This window comes from Devosia sp. 1635 (assembly GCF_013185955.1).
In the GTDB taxonomy this organism is placed as follows: Bacteria; Pseudomonadota; Alphaproteobacteria; order Rhizobiales; family Devosiaceae; genus Devosia.
This window is the reverse complement of record NZ_JABAOM010000001.1, coordinates 242,909-261,215: the sequence shown is the minus strand read 5'-3', so window position 1 is coordinate 261,215 and position 18,307 is coordinate 242,909. Positions and strand designations below refer to the sequence as shown.

Annotated in this window: 16 protein-coding genes; 7 read left to right on the top strand and 9 right to left on the bottom strand. The window is 63.2% G+C overall.

What is annotated here, in order from left to right; genetic code table 11:
- Positions 1-45: 45 nt before the first annotated feature.
- The gene (locus tag HRU92_RS01345) at positions 46-1,344 is read right to left on the bottom strand and encodes an O-antigen ligase family protein (protein WP_173087432.1); all 1,299 of its coding nucleotides are present in this window, start codon (positions 1,342-1,344) and stop codon (positions 46-48) included.
- A 153-nt stretch (positions 1,345-1,497) separates the two neighbouring features.
- Between HRU92_RS01345 and HRU92_RS01340 the strand changes: the two genes are divergently transcribed.
- Positions 1,498-2,766 (top strand): hypothetical protein, encoded by a 1,269-nt coding sequence (locus tag HRU92_RS01340; RefSeq protein WP_172122690.1) that lies wholly within the window; start codon positions 1,498-1,500, stop codon positions 2,764-2,766.
- Between the two features lie 86 nt (positions 2,767-2,852).
- Complete coding sequence (locus tag HRU92_RS01335) at positions 2,853-3,782, top strand: glycosyltransferase family 2 protein (protein WP_172122689.1); 930 nt, start codon at positions 2,853-2,855, stop codon at positions 3,780-3,782.
- Between the two features lie 23 nt (positions 3,783-3,805).
- Here HRU92_RS01335 and HRU92_RS01330 read toward each other — a convergent pair whose 3' ends face one another.
- Both HRU92_RS01330 and HRU92_RS01325 read right to left on the bottom strand, forming a co-directional pair.
- A complete protein-coding gene (locus HRU92_RS01330) occupies positions 3,806-5,536 on the bottom strand; it encodes a hypothetical protein (protein WP_173087430.1) in 1,731 nt (576 codons plus the stop codon).
- Positions 5,536-5,799 (bottom strand): hypothetical protein, encoded by a 264-nt coding sequence (locus tag HRU92_RS01325; protein ID WP_172122687.1) that lies wholly within the window; start codon positions 5,797-5,799, stop codon positions 5,536-5,538. Before HRU92_RS01325 ends, HRU92_RS01330 begins: the two co-directional genes overlap by 1 nt.
- Before the next feature lie 119 nt (positions 5,800-5,918).
- Here HRU92_RS01325 and HRU92_RS01320 point away from each other — a divergent pair, with 119 nt between their 5' ends.
- The 4 genes from HRU92_RS01320 to HRU92_RS01305 all read left to right on the top strand — a co-directional run bounded on the left by HRU92_RS01320 (position 5,919) and on the right by HRU92_RS01305 (position 11,486).
- Positions 5,919-7,826 (top strand): acyltransferase family protein, encoded by a 1,908-nt coding sequence (locus HRU92_RS01320; RefSeq protein ID WP_172122686.1) that lies wholly within the window; start codon positions 5,919-5,921, stop codon positions 7,824-7,826.
- 192 nt (positions 7,827-8,018) lie between these two features.
- On the top strand, positions 8,019-9,371 hold the full coding sequence (locus tag HRU92_RS01315) for a pitrilysin family protein (RefSeq protein WP_172122685.1): 1,353 nt from the start codon (positions 8,019-8,021) through the stop codon (positions 9,369-9,371).
- Positions 9,368-10,741, top strand: a complete 1,374-nt coding sequence (locus HRU92_RS01310) for a pitrilysin family protein (protein ID WP_172122684.1) — start codon at positions 9,368-9,370, stop codon at positions 10,739-10,741. Before HRU92_RS01315 ends, HRU92_RS01310 begins: the two co-directional genes overlap by 4 nt.
- Positions 10,742-10,817: 76 nt before the next feature.
- Positions 10,818-11,486, top strand: a complete 669-nt coding sequence (locus HRU92_RS01305) for a LysE family translocator (RefSeq protein WP_173087428.1) — start codon at positions 10,818-10,820, stop codon at positions 11,484-11,486.
- Between the two features lie 61 nt (positions 11,487-11,547).
- Here HRU92_RS01305 and gdhA read toward each other — a convergent pair whose 3' ends face one another.
- The 4 genes from gdhA to coxB all read right to left on the bottom strand — a co-directional run bounded on the left by gdhA (position 11,548) and on the right by coxB (position 16,475).
- Complete coding sequence (gene gdhA, locus HRU92_RS01300) at positions 11,548-12,903, bottom strand: NADP-specific glutamate dehydrogenase (protein WP_172122682.1); 1,356 nt, start codon at positions 12,901-12,903, stop codon at positions 11,548-11,550.
- A 109-nt stretch (positions 12,904-13,012) separates the two neighbouring features.
- Positions 13,013-13,321 (bottom strand): hypothetical protein, encoded by a 309-nt coding sequence (locus HRU92_RS01295; RefSeq protein ID WP_172122681.1) that lies wholly within the window; start codon positions 13,319-13,321, stop codon positions 13,013-13,015.
- Positions 13,318-15,834, bottom strand: a complete 2,517-nt coding sequence (gene ctaD, locus HRU92_RS01290; protein ID WP_172122680.1) for a cytochrome c oxidase subunit I — start codon at positions 15,832-15,834, stop codon at positions 13,318-13,320. The genes HRU92_RS01295 and ctaD overlap by 4 nt, the downstream gene beginning before the upstream one ends.
- Positions 15,831-16,475 carry a cytochrome c oxidase subunit II gene (coxB, locus tag HRU92_RS20440; protein WP_349236680.1) on the bottom strand — a complete coding sequence of 215 codons (645 nt, stop codon included), beginning with the start codon at positions 16,473-16,475 and terminating at the stop codon, positions 15,831-15,833. The genes ctaD and coxB overlap by 4 nt, the downstream gene beginning before the upstream one ends.
- Before the next feature lie 33 nt (positions 16,476-16,508).
- On the opposite strand from coxB, the gene HRU92_RS20435 reads away from it, so the two are divergent.
- Positions 16,509-17,060: a DUF2231 domain-containing protein gene (locus tag HRU92_RS20435; RefSeq protein WP_349236679.1), complete on the top strand. Its 552-nt coding sequence runs from the start codon at positions 16,509-16,511 to the stop codon at positions 17,058-17,060.
- Here the strand turns inward: HRU92_RS20435 and HRU92_RS01280 are convergent.
- Positions 17,041-17,553, bottom strand: a complete 513-nt coding sequence (locus HRU92_RS01280) for a CopD family protein (protein ID WP_127752292.1) — start codon at positions 17,551-17,553, stop codon at positions 17,041-17,043. The genes HRU92_RS20435 and HRU92_RS01280 overlap by 20 nt on opposite strands.
- Complete coding sequence (locus HRU92_RS01275; protein ID WP_173087426.1) at positions 17,550-18,305, bottom strand: cytochrome c oxidase assembly protein; 756 nt, start codon at positions 18,303-18,305, stop codon at positions 17,550-17,552. Before HRU92_RS01275 ends, HRU92_RS01280 begins: the two co-directional genes overlap by 4 nt.
- Positions 18,306-18,307 lie beyond the last annotated feature (2 nt).

Below are 18,307 nucleotides of genomic sequence, written 5' to 3'. Positions count from 1 at the left end.
GTGAGCTTAGCACGAGATTTCAACCAGTGAATAAGAATTACTGGATTAATACTGATGCTGTAGCGGCTGCTCTCGCGGGGCCATCGCACCCGCTGCGACCCCGGCCGGGAAGCCGTTCAGAACCCGTTCATCAACATGGCGGAAACCCGGCAAAGCGGCTGTTTGGCGCTCCCATCGCAGCTGGCACACCAGCGCCACCGCCACAAGGAACAACACCCAGCCGGGATGATCGCGGTTCAGCAAACTCGATTCCGTCAGGTTGTGCCCCAGGGTAAAAACCAGCACCCCCACCACTAACCCCCCGTCCCGCCTCGCAATTCCGCTGGCCCCCAGGATGCGCGAGAGCGGCGCGATGGCAAAGGCCAGCACCGCCAGGGCCAGTCCGGGCCACCCCAGCTGCACCAGAACATCGAGATAACCATTGTGACCCGAGAATATCCCGGCCACCCACCCCTCCACCAACTCCCCCACCGGCCCCCTCGCCCCAACCCCCCAGAACGACCCGAACCCCGCCCCCACCCAAGGATGATCCCCGGCATAGCGCAGCAGCAGCGACCAGACCTGGGTCCGCCCGGTAAGGCCTTCAGGTTGTGCCAAATATCGGTTGAGGGCGGTAAGAATTTCAGCCCAAAACGGTAGAGAAAACACCAGGATAGAACCGGCAGCAGGCAGGATCCAGACCCGTTGCCGGCGTCCCAGGGTCATGTAAACCAGGGCGCTAAGAAGGGCGGCGGGCAGCAGTGCCATTGCGGTTTTGGACTGCGTGCGCCACAAAAAGTATGCTGCGCCCGCGAGGAGCAGCCAGCGCAGGCAGACATTTACCGGGCGCCGATCCAGCAGCAGCACCAGAACCGTCAGTGCACAAACGGGACCGGCAAAATTCTTGTGCATCGTCGCGCCGCGCCAACTGCCGGCCAAGGCAAGATCGCCAGTTTCGCCCGCGTGGTGGACCCCGGCAGGGCTCAGCAGGACGGCCGCGTAGTTGACGGCAAGCACCCCCACCAGCGCCCACCACAGGGCGGCAAAGGAGCGGCGCGCTCCAGCGCAATGCACTGCGGCAAAGACCAGCACGGCAAGCACCGTGGTGATGCCCACCCGCCGCAGGGCAATGCCCGGCTCGATCGCCCACAGCAGGCTGAGCCAGCACCATCCGAACACGAGAAAAAAGCTCCACGGCACAATCGAGAACCAGGTTGAGCGGCGCGTCACCATCATGGTCGCCGCGAAAAGGGCGAGATAGCTACCCTGCCGGATAAGATCGCCTTCCGCGCCCGTCGCATCCCCGCCGCGGGGGAGGGGCTGAAGCCCTATGCAGACCAGCAGCAGCACCGTAAAAAGACACAACGCCGCGTAAAAACTGGTGCGGCCAGCCGGGCACGCAGCGGCAGCGCTAAAGGGTTGAACTGTCAAAGGCCGTAGGTACATGGGCCAAGGCGCTCGGGTTGATCGGGATGGAGTGTGCCATCGCGCGGAGTGTGCAGCAAATTGAATCGTGCCTTGCTTCCACCCCAGACCCGCCAGAATAGCACTCCGTCCCGCGCCCGCTCCTATGGCCTGGCCGCGATGGGCTCGATCGCCTCGGCGGGGGCGCAATTCCTCTTGTCCCTGCAACTGCTTCACGCGGTTGAACCGGCGCAGTTCGGCGGCTTTGCGTTTTTACTGGTGTGCTCACAGCTTAGCCTTGGGATTGCAGTGGCACTGCTTTGTGCGCCCTACCCTGTAGTCTTGCTGCGCCAGGGAGGCGCCACGACCACAGTGGTGGCCTCGATGTTTACCGTTAATCTGGTGCTGGCGATTGCGACTGGGCTGGCGGTGGGCGTCATTGCCGTGTCGCTCGCCTTGGGGACCCTCGAAGCGGCTCTGTTTGCCGCCTTTGGCGCGATCAACGTCCTTCGCTGGTTCGGTCGCGCCCATGCCTATGAGCAGCAGCAAAGTCGGGTGGTGCTTTCGGACATGGCCTATGGGCTGGCCTTGGGCGGCGGGATAGTCCTGATCCAGTTGCTGGATGCAGCAAGCCTGCTTGCCGCCGGTTGGGCCCTCGTGGGCAGCGCCACCATTGGCCTGCTCGCCTTGGCACCCGATTTCCTGCGCAGCCAATTCGCCCAGCTCTCGCTTCGCGCAATGCCTGCTTATCGACAGATCTGGCAGGCCCATTCGCGCTGGTCGCTGCTCGGGGTTGTCACCACTGAGGGCACCGCCAATGCCCACGCCTATATCGTGACGCTTGTGGCAGGGTCGAGCGGCTTTGCACCCCTCGCGGCGAGCGCCCTGCTGATCCGCCCCATGGCCTTGGCGATGAATGCTCTGAGTGATCTGGAGCGACCGCAACTCGCGCGTATCCTGGCTCAAGGCGGCAAGCCTTGGGCGGTGCGCGGCGCCTTGGGTTTCTTCAGGCGGGCATTGCTGCTGATCTGGGTCGTCTGCCTCTGCGCGGGGTTGAGCATTCTTCTTTGGCAGCCTCGCCTCTTGTTTCCACCCGAGTATGGCTTGCCTGTCATCTGGGCGGGAGCCTTGCAATGGCTGGCCATTGCCCTGCTGCGCAGCCTGCGAATGCCCGACAGTGTGTTGCTGCAGGCAGCGGGGCAGTTCCGCCCCCTCGCTGCCGCCAGCGTGGTTTCCTGCGCCATTTCCATTGCAGTGGTCGCCGTCTTTGTGGCTCAGGGTGAACTGGTCTTCAGTCTCGTCGGCATTGCACTGGGGGAAGCGGTGTTCGCCATGGGCATCTGGATGCGGGCACAAGGGCTGCTGCGCCAGCTTCCCGGTTAAGGCTGAAACCACAAGCCTGTTGCCGCGGGGGCAAGCGGCTGGCTAGGCTCAGCGCCAGCGCATCCTTTTGCCAAAATGGAGACAACATGCCGACCGTCAGCGTGGTTGTTCCAACCTTTGGGCGCAGCGAACTGGTGCTGCGGGCCGTTCGGAGCGTCTTGGCTCAAACCATGGCTGATCTGGAACTGCTGGTCCTGATCGACGGGGAGGACGGGGCGACGCTTGCCGCTCTGGAGTCGATAAAGGAGCCGCGGCTGCGCGTTTTCTCCAACCCCGCACAGGTGGGCGCGGCCCGAACCCGGGATCGTGGCGCAGCCCTGAGCACCGGAGACTGGCTGGCCTTTCTCGATGACGACGACGAATGGCTGCCCCAGAAGCTCGAAAAACAACTGGCACTTGCCGCAAATCGTCCGGCAGTGGTGATGACCATGTCCCGGGTCGTCACCCCGCACTCCAGCGTTCTGCTGCCTGAGCGCCCTTATCATGGCGCAGTGCCTTTTGACGAATGGCTGTTTGATCGGCACACCTGGCTGGGACGCGGGGCGGGGTTCCTCCAAACCTCCTCGCTCCTGGTGCCGCGGGCGGTGTTCGAGCATATTGGCTTTGCAGCGCGCCAGCACGAAGAATGGGAACTGGTGCTGCGCGCGACCAAGCAGTTGAACTACCCGTTGCTGACTGTTCCCCAGCCTCTGGTGGTGCATTACCGCGATGAGCCACGCCCTTCGCTCTCGGGCCAATATCGCTGGCAACAGTCCGTGACATGGGCGCAGAGCTTGGGATCGCTGCTGACAAGGCGCGCCCATAGCGGCTTCCTGCTCGGTTACCTTTCCCGCGACGCTCAGGGCAAAGGGGCGTACCGGGCCGCCCTGCCGCTCCTTGCCGCCGCGTTCCGCCATGGCAGTCCGACCCTGCGACAGTTGTTTGCCTACGCTTCGATCTGGAGTGTTCCCCGTGGCTGGCGCCGCCAGATTCGTAGCTGTCTTGACAAAGGGGTGGCAGCTCGGCTGCGGCAATGATCGGCTTGCCGCAGCCTTGTGGTTCAATAAAGGGCGATCGTGCCTCCACCGCTGACGAGCGTTTGGAAGGCTGCGATCGCGCCCATATTGCGCAATCGGAGTCCGGCTCCCTTGTGCGCCTGCAGATCGGCGGTGTTGCCCAGGCTTTGGCAGCCATCCAGCCACATCTGCGCGGTTTCATTGCTGTTCGGCTCCAGCCCGGCGGTAAAGGCCGCGCTCTGCACCCCGCTTTGGCGGCAACTCTCTCCAACACAGCCCAAATTCCAGGAACGGGCATTGTGGATGTCATGGAAGGCGCGGTTCTGCGTGGACAGCGCATGGCTGTTGATGCGCAGGCCGGTGCAGTTGACATGGGCCGAACTGGCATTGCGGGAGGTGTCGAACTGGCTGTTGTTGCCGCACCAGCGGAAGCGGCAATCGAGTTCATGAAAGCGCGCGCCACCCAAACCACCGGTGCCGGTCATGGCTGTGCTTGAAACGCTTTGGCTTTGATCGAGGAGGTAGGTGCCAACGCCACCCGTGCCGCTGCCTTTCCCGATGATCCGGGTACCGGCTGCGACTCCCGCACCCGCGATCACCATGCCGATATCGAGCACCCCTGCGGCTGACCCTGCCATGGCGGAAACTGTTAGGCTGGCGCCGATGATCGCGCCAGTGAATGCCGCGTCGGGGTTGTAGGTGCCGAAGCCGGGCTGATCATAAGCCACCCCATCATTGAGGCAGTAGGCGGCCCGGCAGCGATGCAGGATCACATTGGTGGCGTCATAGGCAAGAAAGCCCATATTGGCGCTGTAAAGTGCGTCGCACTGGTCGAGGACCACACTGGCGCGGCGGTTGCCGCTCCAATCTGGATAGAGATAAAAACCGCCGCCGCCCCAAGCATCGAGACGCGTTGCCCAAAGCGTTGCCAGAGTTCCATGGATGCCCCCGTAATAGATGTTCCAGTCCGCAGGGTTAGCTACGCTGTCATTGGTGCCACGGCCCACGATCATGTTGGCGTCCGGGGCCCGGCCGTCCCGCAGGCGCACATAGAGCTTTTTCCCCGTGGCATCGAGCCAGCAGGCGCCTTCGCCCTCGGCCGCATTCATGGCCTCAAGCCCCGCTACAACCGCCGCTTCATTGGCATAGGCGCCGCTAGGGGGCGGCGCATTGTGGGCGCAAAGCGGATTGCCCCACGCGTCGGCATAAGTCCGATCCCAAACGCAGGAGGTGACGCGTTCGCTGGTGAAAACGGACGCGTAAACGGTGCTGGAGCCGGCAACGGGCAGGAATGGCGGCATCACCTGATCATGGACTGAACGGATCCGGCCCATCATGGATGGCGATCCGAACCCATCGCAGGGTTCAATGATAAGATTGCGCTGGCAGGATTGGCCCGCCCAGCTATCGGGAATGCCACTGACGTCCTGTTCGGAAAAGCGATACTCCCCGGCCTGGACCAACAGACGGACGCGCGTCGAAGCGCCGGGACTGCCCAGGCCTGCGGCGCGCACCAGGCCCTGCTTGATGGAGCGAACGCGGCTGGACCAGCTTAGGCCGTCAGCGGTGTTGTCACCGCCCTTGCCGACATAAACGGTATGCGTGGGCGCAGGCTTGCGGGCCTGGGCATCAAAATCGTGAGTATAGGCGCCGAATTGGTCCCGAAAGACCGCGATATCGGGCGTGAAGGACAGGCCCGCTGGTGGCGGAACGGGAACCGGCAACGCAGCACCCGTGCGCTGGTGAATGGCTGCACTGAGGGATATGCCAAGCATCACACGAGCCCCAGGATCTGACTGGCGGTGGTGCCGCTCGCCTTCACCTGAACCACCCGGACGGGCAGCACACTCCCGCCGGACAGATTAACGAAGACGACCTGTGCGCCCGATAACAGCGTCACGCTGAGCGCTCCACCGGCGCCGATATAGATGGCGCGGGTAGCCTCGATCAGCGGCTCGCTGTCGTTGGGAGTGATGGTGAAGGCATGGCTGGCAGGGCTGTCGAGGCCCTTGGCATGGTGTTCGAAGCGGTCGGTCATGTGCATCCTCCAGGAAAGCCGAGAGGAGCGTTATCCACCCGCGTAAACCACCCGGGGATAAGTTCAGCCCGCCTAAGGCGCCGATGATGGACAAGGCCCTGGGCTTATGGACTAGTACAATGGAGCTCAATCCAGCCCATTCCGGTGCGGCCATCCAGTACAAACCCCATATCGACGGACTGCGGGCCCTCGCCATTGTCCCGGTGGTGTTGGGCCATTCCGGCGTGACTGCACTGGGCGGCGGCTTTGTTGGCGTCGACGTATTTTTCGTGATCTCGGGCTATCTGATCACCTCGATTATTGCGGCCGATCTCGAACGCGGCCAGTTTTCTTTTCTGGAGTTTTACCGCCGCCGCTTTCTGCGCATCGGGCCGCTGCTCCTTTTTGTTATCCTGGCGGTGCTGGTCGCCGCGCAACTCGTCTTGTTTCCCTTCGAGTTGCGGGCGCTTGGGGAAACAGCGGTTGCCGCAGCGCTGTTCGTGTCCAACATCTATTTCTATCTCACCACTGACTATTTCGACGCGCCGGCCCGCAGCGTGCCGCTTCTCCACACCTGGTCCCTGGCGGTGGAAGAACAGTTCTACCTCGCCTTTCCGGCGCTGCTATGGGCGCTGCATCGCTGGGCGCGGCGATATCTCGCCGCCATCCTGGTGGCGTTGATGTTTAGCTCCTTTGTGCTGAGCCTGTTTGGTGCCGAACAGGCGCGTTTCTTCACCTTCTACCTGCTGCCTACCCGAGCCTGGGAACTTGGCGCCGGCGCGCTGCTGGCGCTCAAACCCGCGCGATCGATCCCGTCACGTTTCTGGCGTGAAGCGGCTGGCTGGGTTGGGCTCGCTCTTGTGGTCGCGCCCGTGTTGTACCTGAGGGAAACCAGTGTGTTCCCGGGTCTCAACGCCTTGCCCCCGGTGCTCGGCGCTGTCCTCTTGATTGCCTGGAGCGAGGGCACCGCGGTTGGAGCGATGCTCAAGTGGCGGCCACTGGTTTACCTCGGGCTCATCTCCTATGGGCTGTATCTCTGGCATTGGCCGGTGATCGTGTTCGATCGGGCCGTCACCGGGCCCGACATGAACGCCCTCGATCTGGTGCGGGTGGTTGCGATGTCGCTGGCGCTAGCGGCGCTGTCACGTCCCTTGATCGAAATGCCGGCGCGCCGGGGACTGCAGCACATGCCGCCATCTCGCGTGCTGGCGAGCGGGGTTGCGGCACTGCTGGTCATTGCGGGCGCGGGCTTCACCCTGACACGGATGGACTTTGGGGCTCGCGACTATTCCGGCGAAGTCCTGGCACTCGCAGATTATGCCCGCTATCCGCAGACGGCAGAGTATCGAGCGCACTTCCAGGCGGGGCATTGTTTTCTCGACGACCGCGACTTGCCTGGCACGGTGCTGGATAGCGAAGCATGCCTACGGCTTGATCCAACGCGGCCCAATATCCTGCTGCTGGGCGATAGCCATGCCGCCCATCTGTCCGGCGGGCTGCGCGCTGCCTACCCGCACTACAATTTCCTGCAGGCCACCGCGGCAGGCTGCCGACCGCTTGAAGGGGCTTGGCAGGATAAGCGTTGCGCTGATCTGACCGAGTTCGTGCTCAAGCGGTTTCTGCCAAATGCCCGCCTGGACGGCCTCATCATCGCTGGCCGGTGGCGCGAAGGGGACGTCGACGGCATTGTTGCCCTCGCCAACTCTGCCGGCCAGCACAGCCCGGCCGTGATGATCGTCGGGCCCAGCGCCGAATATGGCGGTGCGGTGCCCAATATTCTGGCGCGGGCACAGGTCTGGGGCGGGGCTGCCGGCGTGTTGTCGCGCGCGATGCTGCCGGAGCCCGTGTCAGTCGACCATGCCCTTGCGGCAAGATTGGTGAAGACCGGAATCGCTTACCGCTCACCGCTCAGCATTATTTGCCCGGACGGGAACTGCCGCGAAACTGCTCCGGACGGCATCCCCATGCAGTTCGACTACGCGCACTTGACCCTGGCAGGCGCCAAAGTCGTGGCTGCCGGCCTGCTGGATAACTGGCTCGAGAACTAGGTCACGTCCTCCCGGATTCTTGTTTCCCGTCACCGCCACAGCAGGGAATTTACCGGCAACCAAACCGCCCACCAAGCTGTTGCATCTGTTCGACGCCCCCGGTCCGGCTCCTGCGCTGCAGTGTGAATGTGCGCGGCAGGCAAGCGTACCCCTCACCTCCAAACCCCGCCTTTATCCAAGGGAACCAGCAATATGCATCGATCCGCATTGGGGCTGTTCACAAGCCTAATGCTTGCGGCACCGGCTTTGGCGCAGGAAGAGATTCCGCCGCCGGTGATCAGCGAGTTCACCCTCGACAATGGCATGCAGTTGGTGGTGATGCCTGACACAAGGGCGCCGATCGTGACCCATACCGTCTGGTACCGCGTGGGCGCTGCTGATGAGCCCCCTGGACAATCGGGCGTCGCCCATTTCCTTGAGCACCTGATGTTCCGCGGCACCGAGACTTATCCCGCCGGTGCGCTCGACCGCCTGGTGAGTGAGCTGGGCGGCAACATGAACGCCTTCACCAGTTGGGACGTAACCGCCTATTTCGAGACCATTCCCCCCGATGCACTGGGAGAAATCATGGCGATCGAAGCGGACCGCATGCGCAATGTGGCGCTGCCGCCCGAGATAATCGATGCGGAGCGAGCGGTCGTAATGGAGGAGCGCCGGCAGGTCATCGAGTCCAACCCCGATGGGATCCTCGCGGAAGAACTGGCTGCAACCCAGTTCCAGAACCACCCTTACGGCTCGCCGGTGATCGGCTGGGCCCATGAGATCGAAGAGCTCAGCCGTGACGACGCGCTCAGCTTCTACAACCAGTACTATGCGCCCAACAACGCGCTGGTGGTGGTGGCTGGCGATGTTGAACCGGAAGCCGTGCGCGCCCTCGCCGAGCAGACCTATGGCGCAGTTCCACGCGGCCCCGATCTGCCTGAGCGCGTCCGCCCCCAGGAGCCGCCGCAGGACACGAGCCGCACCGTCACCCTGACCGACCCGCGGGTGGCGCTGCCCAGTTTCACGCGCGGCTGGGTCGTGCCCAGCTATCGCACCGGCGCGGCGGGCGAAGCCGAGGCCCTTGATGTTCTAGCTGGGCTGTTGAGCGACGGCACGAGGAGCATCCTTTACCAAAAGCTTGTGGTGGAGCTGGGCATCGCTGCCCAGGCCAATGCCAGCTATGATGGCGCCGCTTTTGACATGGGCACTTTCACGCTCTCGGGCGCGCCACGGCCGGACGCAACACTTGAAGAATTGATTGCGGCGATCTCCGCCGAGATCGAGGACATCATCACCAATGGCGTCAGTCAGGAGGACGTGGACCGCGTGGCTGACCGTTTTGCGCGCGATACCGTATTCCAGCGCGACGACCCCACACATTTGGCGATGAGCTACGGGCTGTGGCTCGCCAATGGGGGCACGATCGAGGGCCTCAACACCTGGCCAGATCGGATCCGCGCCGTGACCCCGCAAGCCGTGCAGGACGTCGCTGCTCGCTATCTTGGCGCCGACAATGCCGTCACCGGCTATCTGCTGCCCCCTGCCGAGGAACCCGCACCATGATCGTTTCACCTCGACCTCAGCGCCGCGCCTTGACCCTCCTGCTGGCGCCATTGGCGCTGCTTGCCTGGATCCTGCCAGCCAATGCACAGACCGAGTTCGTGCCCATCACCTCGCCGGGTGGCATCTCGGCCTGGATGGTGGAAGACCACACCATTCCGATCATCACCCTTGGCTTTGCCTTCAAAGGTGCCGGTGCCACGCAGGATCCGGACGACCAGCTCGGCCGGGCCAATTTGATGTCGACCCTGCTCGACGAAGGCGCGGGCGATCTCGATAGCGAGGCCTTCCAGACGCAGTTGGACGAGGTGGGCCTCGAAATCCAGTTCTCGGCCGACCAGGATAACTTCTCGGGTGCTGCGCGAATGCTGTCAGAAGCGCGAGAAGACGGAACCGAGCTTCTTGCGCTGGCGGTTAACGAGCCTCGCTTCGACCAACCCGCCGTGGACCGCATGCGCGCCCAGATCATGGCCGGGCTCGTCGCCCAGTCGCAGGACCCTGGCTATGCCGCCAGGCTGATGTGGAATGAAGCCTTGTTTGGCGATCATCCCTATAGCCGCCCGGTGGAGGGGACGGTTGAAACCCTTCCCGTGATCACGATCGAAAACCTGCGAGCCTTCCACAATGCCGTTTTTGCGCGCGAGAACCTCAAGATCGGGATTGTAGGGGCCATCACTCCCCAAGAAGCTGGCGAGATGATCGACGTGGTGTTCGGTGGCTTGCCTCAGGCACCCGAGCTCATACCGATCCCCGACGCGCAACTCAGTTTTGGGCAGGAGTTGGCGGTCAGCTATCCCCTGCCACAAACCACGATCAACATGGCCTTTCCCGGCATTGCCCAGGAGGATCCGGAGTTCTTCCCCGCCTATGTGATGACCGAACTGCTCGCCGGAGGGAACCTGCTGTCGCTCCTTAATGTGGAAGTGCGCGAGAAACGCGGGCTCAGCTATGGCGTTTCGGGGAACATGGTCGATCTTGCCCATGCTCACGCGATTACCATCGGAACCTCGACCAGCTCCGATCAGGCGGATGAAACCATCGAGGTGATCAAGACGACCTTGGCGGCTTTGGCGGAAAATGGCCCGGACCCCGTCGAACTCGAACGTATCCAACGCTATTTGATCGGCGCCTACCCCATCAACCAACTCCGCTCGTCGGTATCTATTGCCCGGGCCATGGTGGGTCAGCAGTTGCGCGACCTGCCGGTCGACTACATCACGGAGCGCGCCGGGCTGATCGAAGCGGTTACAGCGGCGGATGTGCAGGCCATGGCCCAGCAGATCTTTGCCACTGAACCCAGCCTCATGCTGCTGGGTCCAGAAGCTGACGTGGACGACCTTGCCGCGACGACCCCCGAACCCGCCAGCCCCTGAGCCGACCAGCCAAGCGGCGAAGGGTTTGCCGAAGTGGGAATTTGTGCGAGATATCCGTCATCTAGGGCCACGGGCGATGATGAAGACCGCCCTGGCCGATGACTTTTCCTGCTGGCTTTCCCCGGGCGTGATCATGGATCTTTGGACCCTTCTCACCTTTACCCTCGCCTATGGCATCGCGGTGCTGGTGCCTGGACCTGGTGTTGCCGCAGTCGTGGCCCGGGCGCTGGGTGGGGGCTTTAGCGGAGCTTTCCCGATGGTGCTGGGAATTCTCGCCGGCGACATGGTGTATTTCATTTTTGCGGTGTTCGGCCTTGCCGCTATCGCCACCTATCTCGGGCCAGTTTTCACCTTGGTGCGCTGGGCCGGCGCGGCTTATCTGCTTTACATCGCTTTCAAATTTTGGACGGCCGCACCGGGCGCCGAACAAATGAAGCCGCGCAGCGAAACTTCATTTAAGACCTTTCTCGCCGGCTTCTCGCTAACCATGGGCAACCCCAAGACCATTGTGTTCTATCTGGCAATCCTGCCCACCGTTATCCCGCTGGATCAGATGAACCCGCTGGCTTTCGCCGAGTTGACGGCCATCGTTGTCGTGGTGCTGATGATCGTGGGCTGCGGCTATGCGCTGCTGGCCTCGGCGGCGCGCGATCTTTTCAAGAGTGAGCCGGCGCTGCGCCGCCTCAACAAAACAGCCGGGGTGATGATGGCCTCCGCCGCCGGCCTCGTCCTCTGGCAGCACTGATCCGGCAGCGTCAGGCTGGGTGAGGCGCCGGTGGCGCCCCCTTTGCTGAAGGCCCTCAGCCTTAAACCACGCCAAGCGCCCGCATGGCTTCGGCCACGCGCACGAAACCGGCGATATTGGCGCCCAGCACATAATCGCCCGGCGAGCCGAACTCTTCGGCGGTGCTGGCGCAATTGTCGTGAATGGCGCGCATGATCTCGGCCAGCCGAGCCTCGGTCTGCTCAAAACTCCAGCTGTCGCGCGAGGCATTCTGCTGCATTTCGAGCGCCGAGGTGGCGACGCCTCCGGCATTCGCTGCCTTGCCCGGGGCAAACATCACATTGGCCCGCCGGAAGACGCCGATCGCCTCAGGCGTGGTGGGCATGTTTGCCCCCTCACCCACGGCGATCACACCATTGCTTACGAGAGCCCGTGCGTCCTTGCCGGTCAATTCGTTCTGGGTGGCCGAAGGCATGGCAACATCGCAGGGCACATCCCAAATCGAGCCCTTCTCGGCCCCCACGAAATAAGCCCCGCTCTGCGAACCCTTAAGCTGAAGGTAATCGGAGATGCGGCCACGGCGCACTTCCTTGACCTGCTTGAGCAGTTCGAGATCGATCCCCTGCTCGTCAACGACATAGCCGGAGCTGTCCGACATGGCGACGACCTTGCCGCCAAAGGACTGCACCTTTTCGACGCTATAGATGGCGACATTGCCGGAGCCGGAAATCACCACCCGCTTGCCGTCAAAGCTCTGCCCCTTGGTGGCGAGCATGGACTGGATGAAATAGGTGTTGCCGTAGCCAGTCGCTTCCGTGCGGGCGCGAGAGCCGCCGTAGAACAGCGCCTTGCCGGTCAGCACGCCTGCCTCATAGCGGTTGGTCAGCCGCTTGTATTGCCCGAACATATAGCCGATCTCGCGGCCGCCAACGCCGATATCGCCGGCCGGCACGTCGGTATATTCGCCCAGATGCCGATAAAGCTCGGTCATGAACGACTGGCAGAAGCGCATGATCTCGCCATCCGAGCGCCCGCGCGGGTTGAAATCGGAGCCGCCCTTGCCGCCACCGATCGGCATCCCGGTCAGCGCGTTCTTGAAGGTCTGCTCGAAGCCGAGGAACTTGATGATCCCGACATTGACCGAGGGATGAAAGCGCAGCCCGCCCTTATAGGGCCCGAGCGCCGAGTTGAACTGCACCCGGAAGCCGCGATTGATCTGGACCTGCCCCTTGTCGTCCACCCACGGCACGCGGAAGATGATCTGCCGCTCGGGCTCGCAGATGCGCTCGATGAGCGCGTGCTCGAGATAATCGGGATGCTTGGCAATGACGGGCCCGAGGCTTTCCAGCACTTCGCGAACGGCTTGGTGGAACTCGGGCTCTCCTGCATTGCGCAGCAGCACTTGATCAAGCACAGGTTGCAGCTTCTCGACGATCATTGGGGACCCCTCACAGTCAAAACAAAGCTGGGCAATGCTCTAGCCCAGCCCGGCATGCTGTTGAACACAAAACAAGCAGCCTGCCTGTTATTTTTGCGCAGGCTTTAACTCAAATGCAGGTGGAGGCGAAAGTGACGGGCAGGAACACCAATATTGCCGCCCCGAGCGCGGCCCGATTAGCCCAAAGCGCGGCCGTTGCTAGACTAGACGCTTCCGGCCCGGTGCGGCGGGGCCGCCAAGCCAGCCAGGCCAGCGGCACCAGCACGGCAACAAAGGCTGATATCAGCCACAAGCGGTGCTGGCTCCAGCCATAGGCGCAGCCCAGCGCCTGAAGCCCATAGAGCAGCACAAAGCCAAGCGACCAGACGACAAAGCCGGAAACAAGGTGGACCAGGGCGAGGCGGTTGGAAGCGCTCATGCGGCACCTGCAAGCAGGAGGGCAAGCCCGACCCCGGGCACCACGGCAAGGCCCGCATAAAGGTTCCAGAGAAGCGCCAGGTTGGGATCGGTCTGCCGACGCGCGGAGACAAAGCCCTGCACATGCCGCCAGATCGCGTGTCCGGCAATGAGCGCGGCGATGCCACAATGGAGTGCGCAATAGCCCAGCGTGGCAAATACCACGGCCGAACGGGCATGAAGGGTTGCGTCCCCCACCCCAACCATGAGGGCAAGGAGGGCCGCCGCGGCCAGAAGTTGCAGTGCAACGGCGCCGCCCTGCAGTGGGACCGGACTGCGGCCCGCCTGGTTACGGCGTTGCGCGGCAAAGGCCAGTCCTGCCGCCAAAAGGGCGCTCGCACCCGCCAGCCCAAGCAGCAAGGGCGATAGCGCGAGTGGTGGAACCGCCTCCCAATTCTGCGCCACCACCAGAAGAAACAGGCCGCCAAACAGCAAGGAGGCAAACAGGGTCCCATTGGTCACAAGGCCGGTGGCATTGGCGAGCACGGTGACATTGGCTGCCACTTCGCTGTCGAACGGCGCGGCCTCGTTCATGCCGATCTCGACCGGGCCGTGATCGCGCTTCTTCCCCAGGCTCATCGGCCAGACAAGGAACAGCCCGACCACCAGCAGCGCGCTGATCGGCGCCAGCCAATATTGCCCGAACAGAAGCGCGAGGAAAAAGCTACCGGTCGCCAGCGCCGTCCAGAGCGGCAGGAAGGATCGGTGCGGCAGCACCATCACATGCTCGGCCGCGCCAGTGACGATATCGACGCCCAGCGTCTCCATATGGTCATTGCGCACGAAACCGAGATAGCCATGGCCACCGGCCAGCTTTGGCGCGATCGCTGCCGGTTCGAGCAGGTCCGCGCGCCGGTCGATCTGCGGGAGCGAGGCGAAGTTATAGCTTGGCGGTGGCGTCGGCGTCGCCCATTCCAGCGTTTGTGCCGACCACGGGTCACGCCGGAACCGCTTGCCGAAGCGGAACTGCAGCACGAGGTCGGCCAGCACCAGCATGAAGCCACTGGTGAGGATAAAGCCCCCGATCGAGGACAGCAGGTTCAGCCAATCCCAGCCCCAGTTGGAGGGATAGGTCGAGATGCGCCGCGGCATGCCCATCAGTCCCGTCAGGTGCATCAGGAAAAAGGTGAGATTGAAGCCGATCAGGATCAGCCAGAAGGCGGGCACCGAAAGCCCATAGAGGCTCTTCCGCCCGGTCAAATGGGGCAGCCAGTGGTACAGCGCGGCCAGCATGGGGAACACAAAGCCGCCCACGAGCACATAGTGGAGATGCGCCACCACAAAATAGCTGTCATGGGCCTGGGTGTTGAACGGCACCATGGCCAGCATGACCCCCGTCAGCCCGCCGATCACGAAGACGAAGAAGAACCCGCCCACATAAAGCATGGGCACGTCCCAGCGCGGTTTGCCCGAGGCCAGCGTGCCGATCCAGGCAAAAATCTGGATCGCCGTCGGCACCGCGACCAGCGCGCTTGCGGCCGAAAAGAAGGCTAGCGCCAGATGGGGAATGCCCACCGTATACATGTGATGCACCCACAGCCCGAAGCTCAGGAACGCCATGGCCACAATGCCGGCGATGATGGCGCGGTAGCCCAGGATTGGGCGCTGCGCAAAGACCGGGATGATGGTCGAAAGCGCCCCGGCAGCGGGCAGGAAGATGATGTAGACTTCGGGATGGCCGAAGAGCCAGAACAGGTGCTGCCAGAGCAGCGGATCGCCCCCGCGGGTGGGATCAAAGAACGGCAGGTCGAAGGCGCGTTCGAGTTCGAGCAGGATCGAGCCCAGGATCAGCGGGGGAAAGCCGATGATCATCATCCCCGACGTCACCAGCATATACCAGCCAAAGAGCGGCATCCGCGCCAGCGACATGCCGGGCGCGCGCATCTTGAGGATGGAAACGAACATCTCGATGGCAGCGGTGACCGCCGATATTTCGACAAAGGTGATGCCAAGCAGCCAGACATCGGCATTGATCCCGGGCGTATAGGGGCGCGAGGAGAGCGGGGTATACATGAACCAGCCGCTATCGGGCGCCACACCCAGCAACATGGCGATGATCAGGATCGAGCCGCCAAACAGGTAGCACCAGAAGCCATAGGCGGTAAGGCGCGGAAACGCCATGTCCCGCGCCCCCAGCATCTTGGGCAGCATGTAAAGCGCAAAGCCCTCGAACATGGGAATGGCGAACAGGAACATCATCACCGTGCCATGCATGGTGAAAATCTGATTGTAGATTTCCGGGCCCACAAAGGCGCTGTTGGGCGTCGCCAACTGAGCGCGGATCAGCATGGACAAGAGGCCGCCAATGGCGAAGAAGGTCAGCGCCACGACCATGAACCGCTTGCCCAACACAGTGTGGTTGACGCTGGACAGGCGCCCCCAACCAGGTGGCGTGCCCCAGATGCGCTCCAGGGCCTTATGGAGGGCGATGGGCGAGAGCTGATGCCGATGGTTCTGCTGCTGATGATGGTTCATGGCGCGCGCCCTTCCAGCAGGGCGGCAAATGCCTCTGGCTCATGCGCTTCCACCCGGAAGCGCATGCCGTCATGGCCCTCGCCACAATATTCGGCGCATTGTCCCCAATAGACACCGGGCTCATCGGCCTGGAGGCGGATGACATTGACCTTACCGGGAATGGCGTCGATTTTGCCCCCAAGCCGCGGCACCCAGAGCGAATGGATAACATCCAGGGAGGTCACGGCGATGTCGACCGGCTCTCCAGCGGGGATATGCAGGATCTCGCTGGGCGCAAGGGCGCTCTCGGGATGGGTGAAGTACCAGCTCCATTGCTGCGCCCGTCCCTCGACCCGCACCGGGGCCTCGCCCTTGGGCAGCAATTGCTCGCCGAGCACCAGCGCGGTGCCAGTCAGCACGATCAGGATGGGAATTGGCAGCAGGAGGCCGCCGCCCACGATCCATTGCGCCGGCGTGACCCGCGTGATCCAGGTTGGACGCCGATAAGCCAGCGCGAACAGGGCCATGACGAGCCCGAACAGCACCGCCGCGCCGATCAGCATCACCCACCACAGTGTGGCAAGATTGGCAGCGCGCGGCCCCGCCGGATCCAGCGCCGACAAATCGCCGCTGCAACCCGCCAGCAATGCTGGCGTTGCCACCAGTAACAGCCTCTTTAACAAGGGAACTCTGCGGTGAGCCAAGCGAGCGAAGAAGAGCAGGAAGCCCAGCGGGAAGAAACCCCGGCCGAAGCCCGCTCCGATCACCCCAATCCCTATATTCGCTCCATTGCCGACAAGGATATCGGCTCGGCCATTGCCGTGGCTGGCCATCCCATCCACGCGATGATGGTGCACTTTCCCATCGCGTTCATTATCGCGACCTTGGGCATCGATATCTTCTACTGGTGGGGCGCTGATCCGTTCTGGGTGCAGGTCGGCACCTGGTCGGCTTCCGCCGCCTTTGCCTTCGGCGTCCTGGCGGCGCTTGCCGGCACGGCTGAACTGCTGGCGGTTCCCGGCATTCGGGTGCGCGTTGCCAGCTGGAACCATGCGGTTGCCGCCATGGTCCTGGTCGCCATTGCCGGCGCCAATGCGGGCCTGCGCATTTTCTACCCCGAACAGATCCTGCCTAACGGCCTGATGCTGTCGGTGCTCGCGAGCATGGCCACCGCTTTTGCAAGCTGGCATGGCGGCAAGCTGGTGTTCGATCATGGGGTTGGCCTCATCATATCCACCCGGCAATAAAGGGGCCGACCATTTCGGAAAGGGCGCCGGGGGCGAAAAACGCCTGCAGGCCTTGCGGCCATTGCAGGCGTGGCTTGCCCAGCACAAGCGCCAGAATTGCGCAGACAACTGTGAGGGTCAGGGGCACGATCACCATGAAGCGCGCCGTGGGATAGTGGCCGTTGCGCTCGAAAATGCGCAGGATCACCAAACCCGAAAAGATGTGGATGCCTGTCAGCACTGCGACCCCGACCAGCTTGGCCGAAAACCAGTTCTGGTAGGTGCCCTGCATCAGGATCAGCGCAGTTCCCGAAGCAATGGCTACGAAAGCTCCGGGCGACACCAGCTTGACGTACAAAAAGCGCGTAAAGGCGTGCAACCGATGGAGCGCATCGTCTTCCAGCCCCCGCCGCTGCCGGTAAAGGAACGGCAGTGCCAGGAGCCCCGCCGACCAGAGCGCGATCCCCCCGACATGGATGAATTTGAGCCAGGCGACGACAAAACCCCAGGTCATTGCACCGCCGGACGGCGTTCCGGCCGCAGCGCATCAACCAGTCGCCAGATCACAACGCCCAGCAGCGGCAGATTGGCAGGCACCCACATGATGAGCCCACCCAATTGCTGGTCCTCGATCGGCGAAAAGCCAAAGGCGAGGGTCGTGGCCAGATGCGGCAGGTAGAGCGGGCCGGAGGCAAACACCAGCAGCGCACCCAGAAAGCCCATCTGGATGGCGCCGGACAGCGCCGTCAGCCCGGCGGCCATGGCATTGTCGGCCCGCAGCATGCCCAGCCACAGCCCGGTGAAAGCCAACAGCAAACTCACCTGCATGGCCCAATAAATCGCAGGATGGGTGAACGCCGCAGCATAGAAATCGGGCGCATGCCAGAGCCAGAGCGCCACGGTCGAGACCAGCAGCGCCGGGAAAAGCTTCACCCGCCGCCCCCACTCAGGCGGCAGCGCCAGCGCCAACAAGGGCGCCACCACCATGGTGAGGAGGATGTGGTGCCCCACGCGGGCCGAGAACAGCGCCACGGTCAGCGCGCATAAAGGCGACACGAAAAGCGTTGCCACCAGGGCCCAACTCGCGCCCGCTGCCAGTTGGCGCTGCCGGGACGCCGACCGCAAAGCGAGCGCGGCGACGAGGCCCGCCAGCACCAGGGCGATCAAAAGGACGGGGTCCAGATTCCAGCGGCCCCAGAGGGTGGCAAGCGTCGGCGGTGGTCCGCAAAAGCTCATATCGAAGGCAAAGGTTGACGCTGGGATCATCG

Excerpts from the sequence above, each read along its gene's own strand:
- HRU92_RS01325 (WP_172122687.1), bottom strand. The coding sequence starts at position 5,799 with ATGACCGACCGCTTCGAACACCATGCCAAGGGCCTCGACAGCCCTGCC.
- ctaD (WP_172122680.1), bottom strand. The coding sequence starts at position 15,834 with ATGAACCATCATCAGCAGCAGAACCATCGGCATCAGCTCTCGCCCATC.
- HRU92_RS01315 (WP_172122685.1), top strand. The coding sequence starts at position 8,019 with ATGCATCGATCCGCATTGGGGCTGTTCACAAGCCTAATGCTTGCGGCA.
- HRU92_RS01275 (WP_173087426.1), bottom strand. The coding sequence starts at position 18,305 with ATGATCCCAGCGTCAACCTTTGCCTTCGATATGAGCTTTTGCGGACCA.
- HRU92_RS01310 (WP_172122684.1), top strand. The coding sequence starts at position 9,368 with ATGATCGTTTCACCTCGACCTCAGCGCCGCGCCTTGACCCTCCTGCTG.
- HRU92_RS01335 (WP_172122689.1), top strand. The coding sequence starts at position 2,853 with ATGCCGACCGTCAGCGTGGTTGTTCCAACCTTTGGGCGCAGCGAACTG.
- HRU92_RS01295 (WP_172122681.1), bottom strand. The coding sequence starts at position 13,321 with ATGAGCGCTTCCAACCGCCTCGCCCTGGTCCACCTTGTTTCCGGCTTT.
- gdhA (WP_172122682.1), bottom strand. The coding sequence starts at position 12,903 with ATGATCGTCGAGAAGCTGCAACCTGTGCTTGATCAAGTGCTGCTGCGC.
- HRU92_RS01305 (WP_173087428.1), top strand. The coding sequence starts at position 10,818 with ATGATGAAGACCGCCCTGGCCGATGACTTTTCCTGCTGGCTTTCCCCG.
- HRU92_RS01280 (WP_127752292.1), bottom strand. The coding sequence starts at position 17,553 with ATGACCTGGGGTTTTGTCGTCGCCTGGCTCAAATTCATCCATGTCGGG.
- HRU92_RS01330 (WP_173087430.1), bottom strand. The coding sequence starts at position 5,536 with ATGCTTGGCATATCCCTCAGTGCAGCCATTCACCAGCGCACGGGTGCT.
- HRU92_RS01320 (WP_172122686.1), top strand. The coding sequence starts at position 5,919 with ATGGAGCTCAATCCAGCCCATTCCGGTGCGGCCATCCAGTACAAACCC.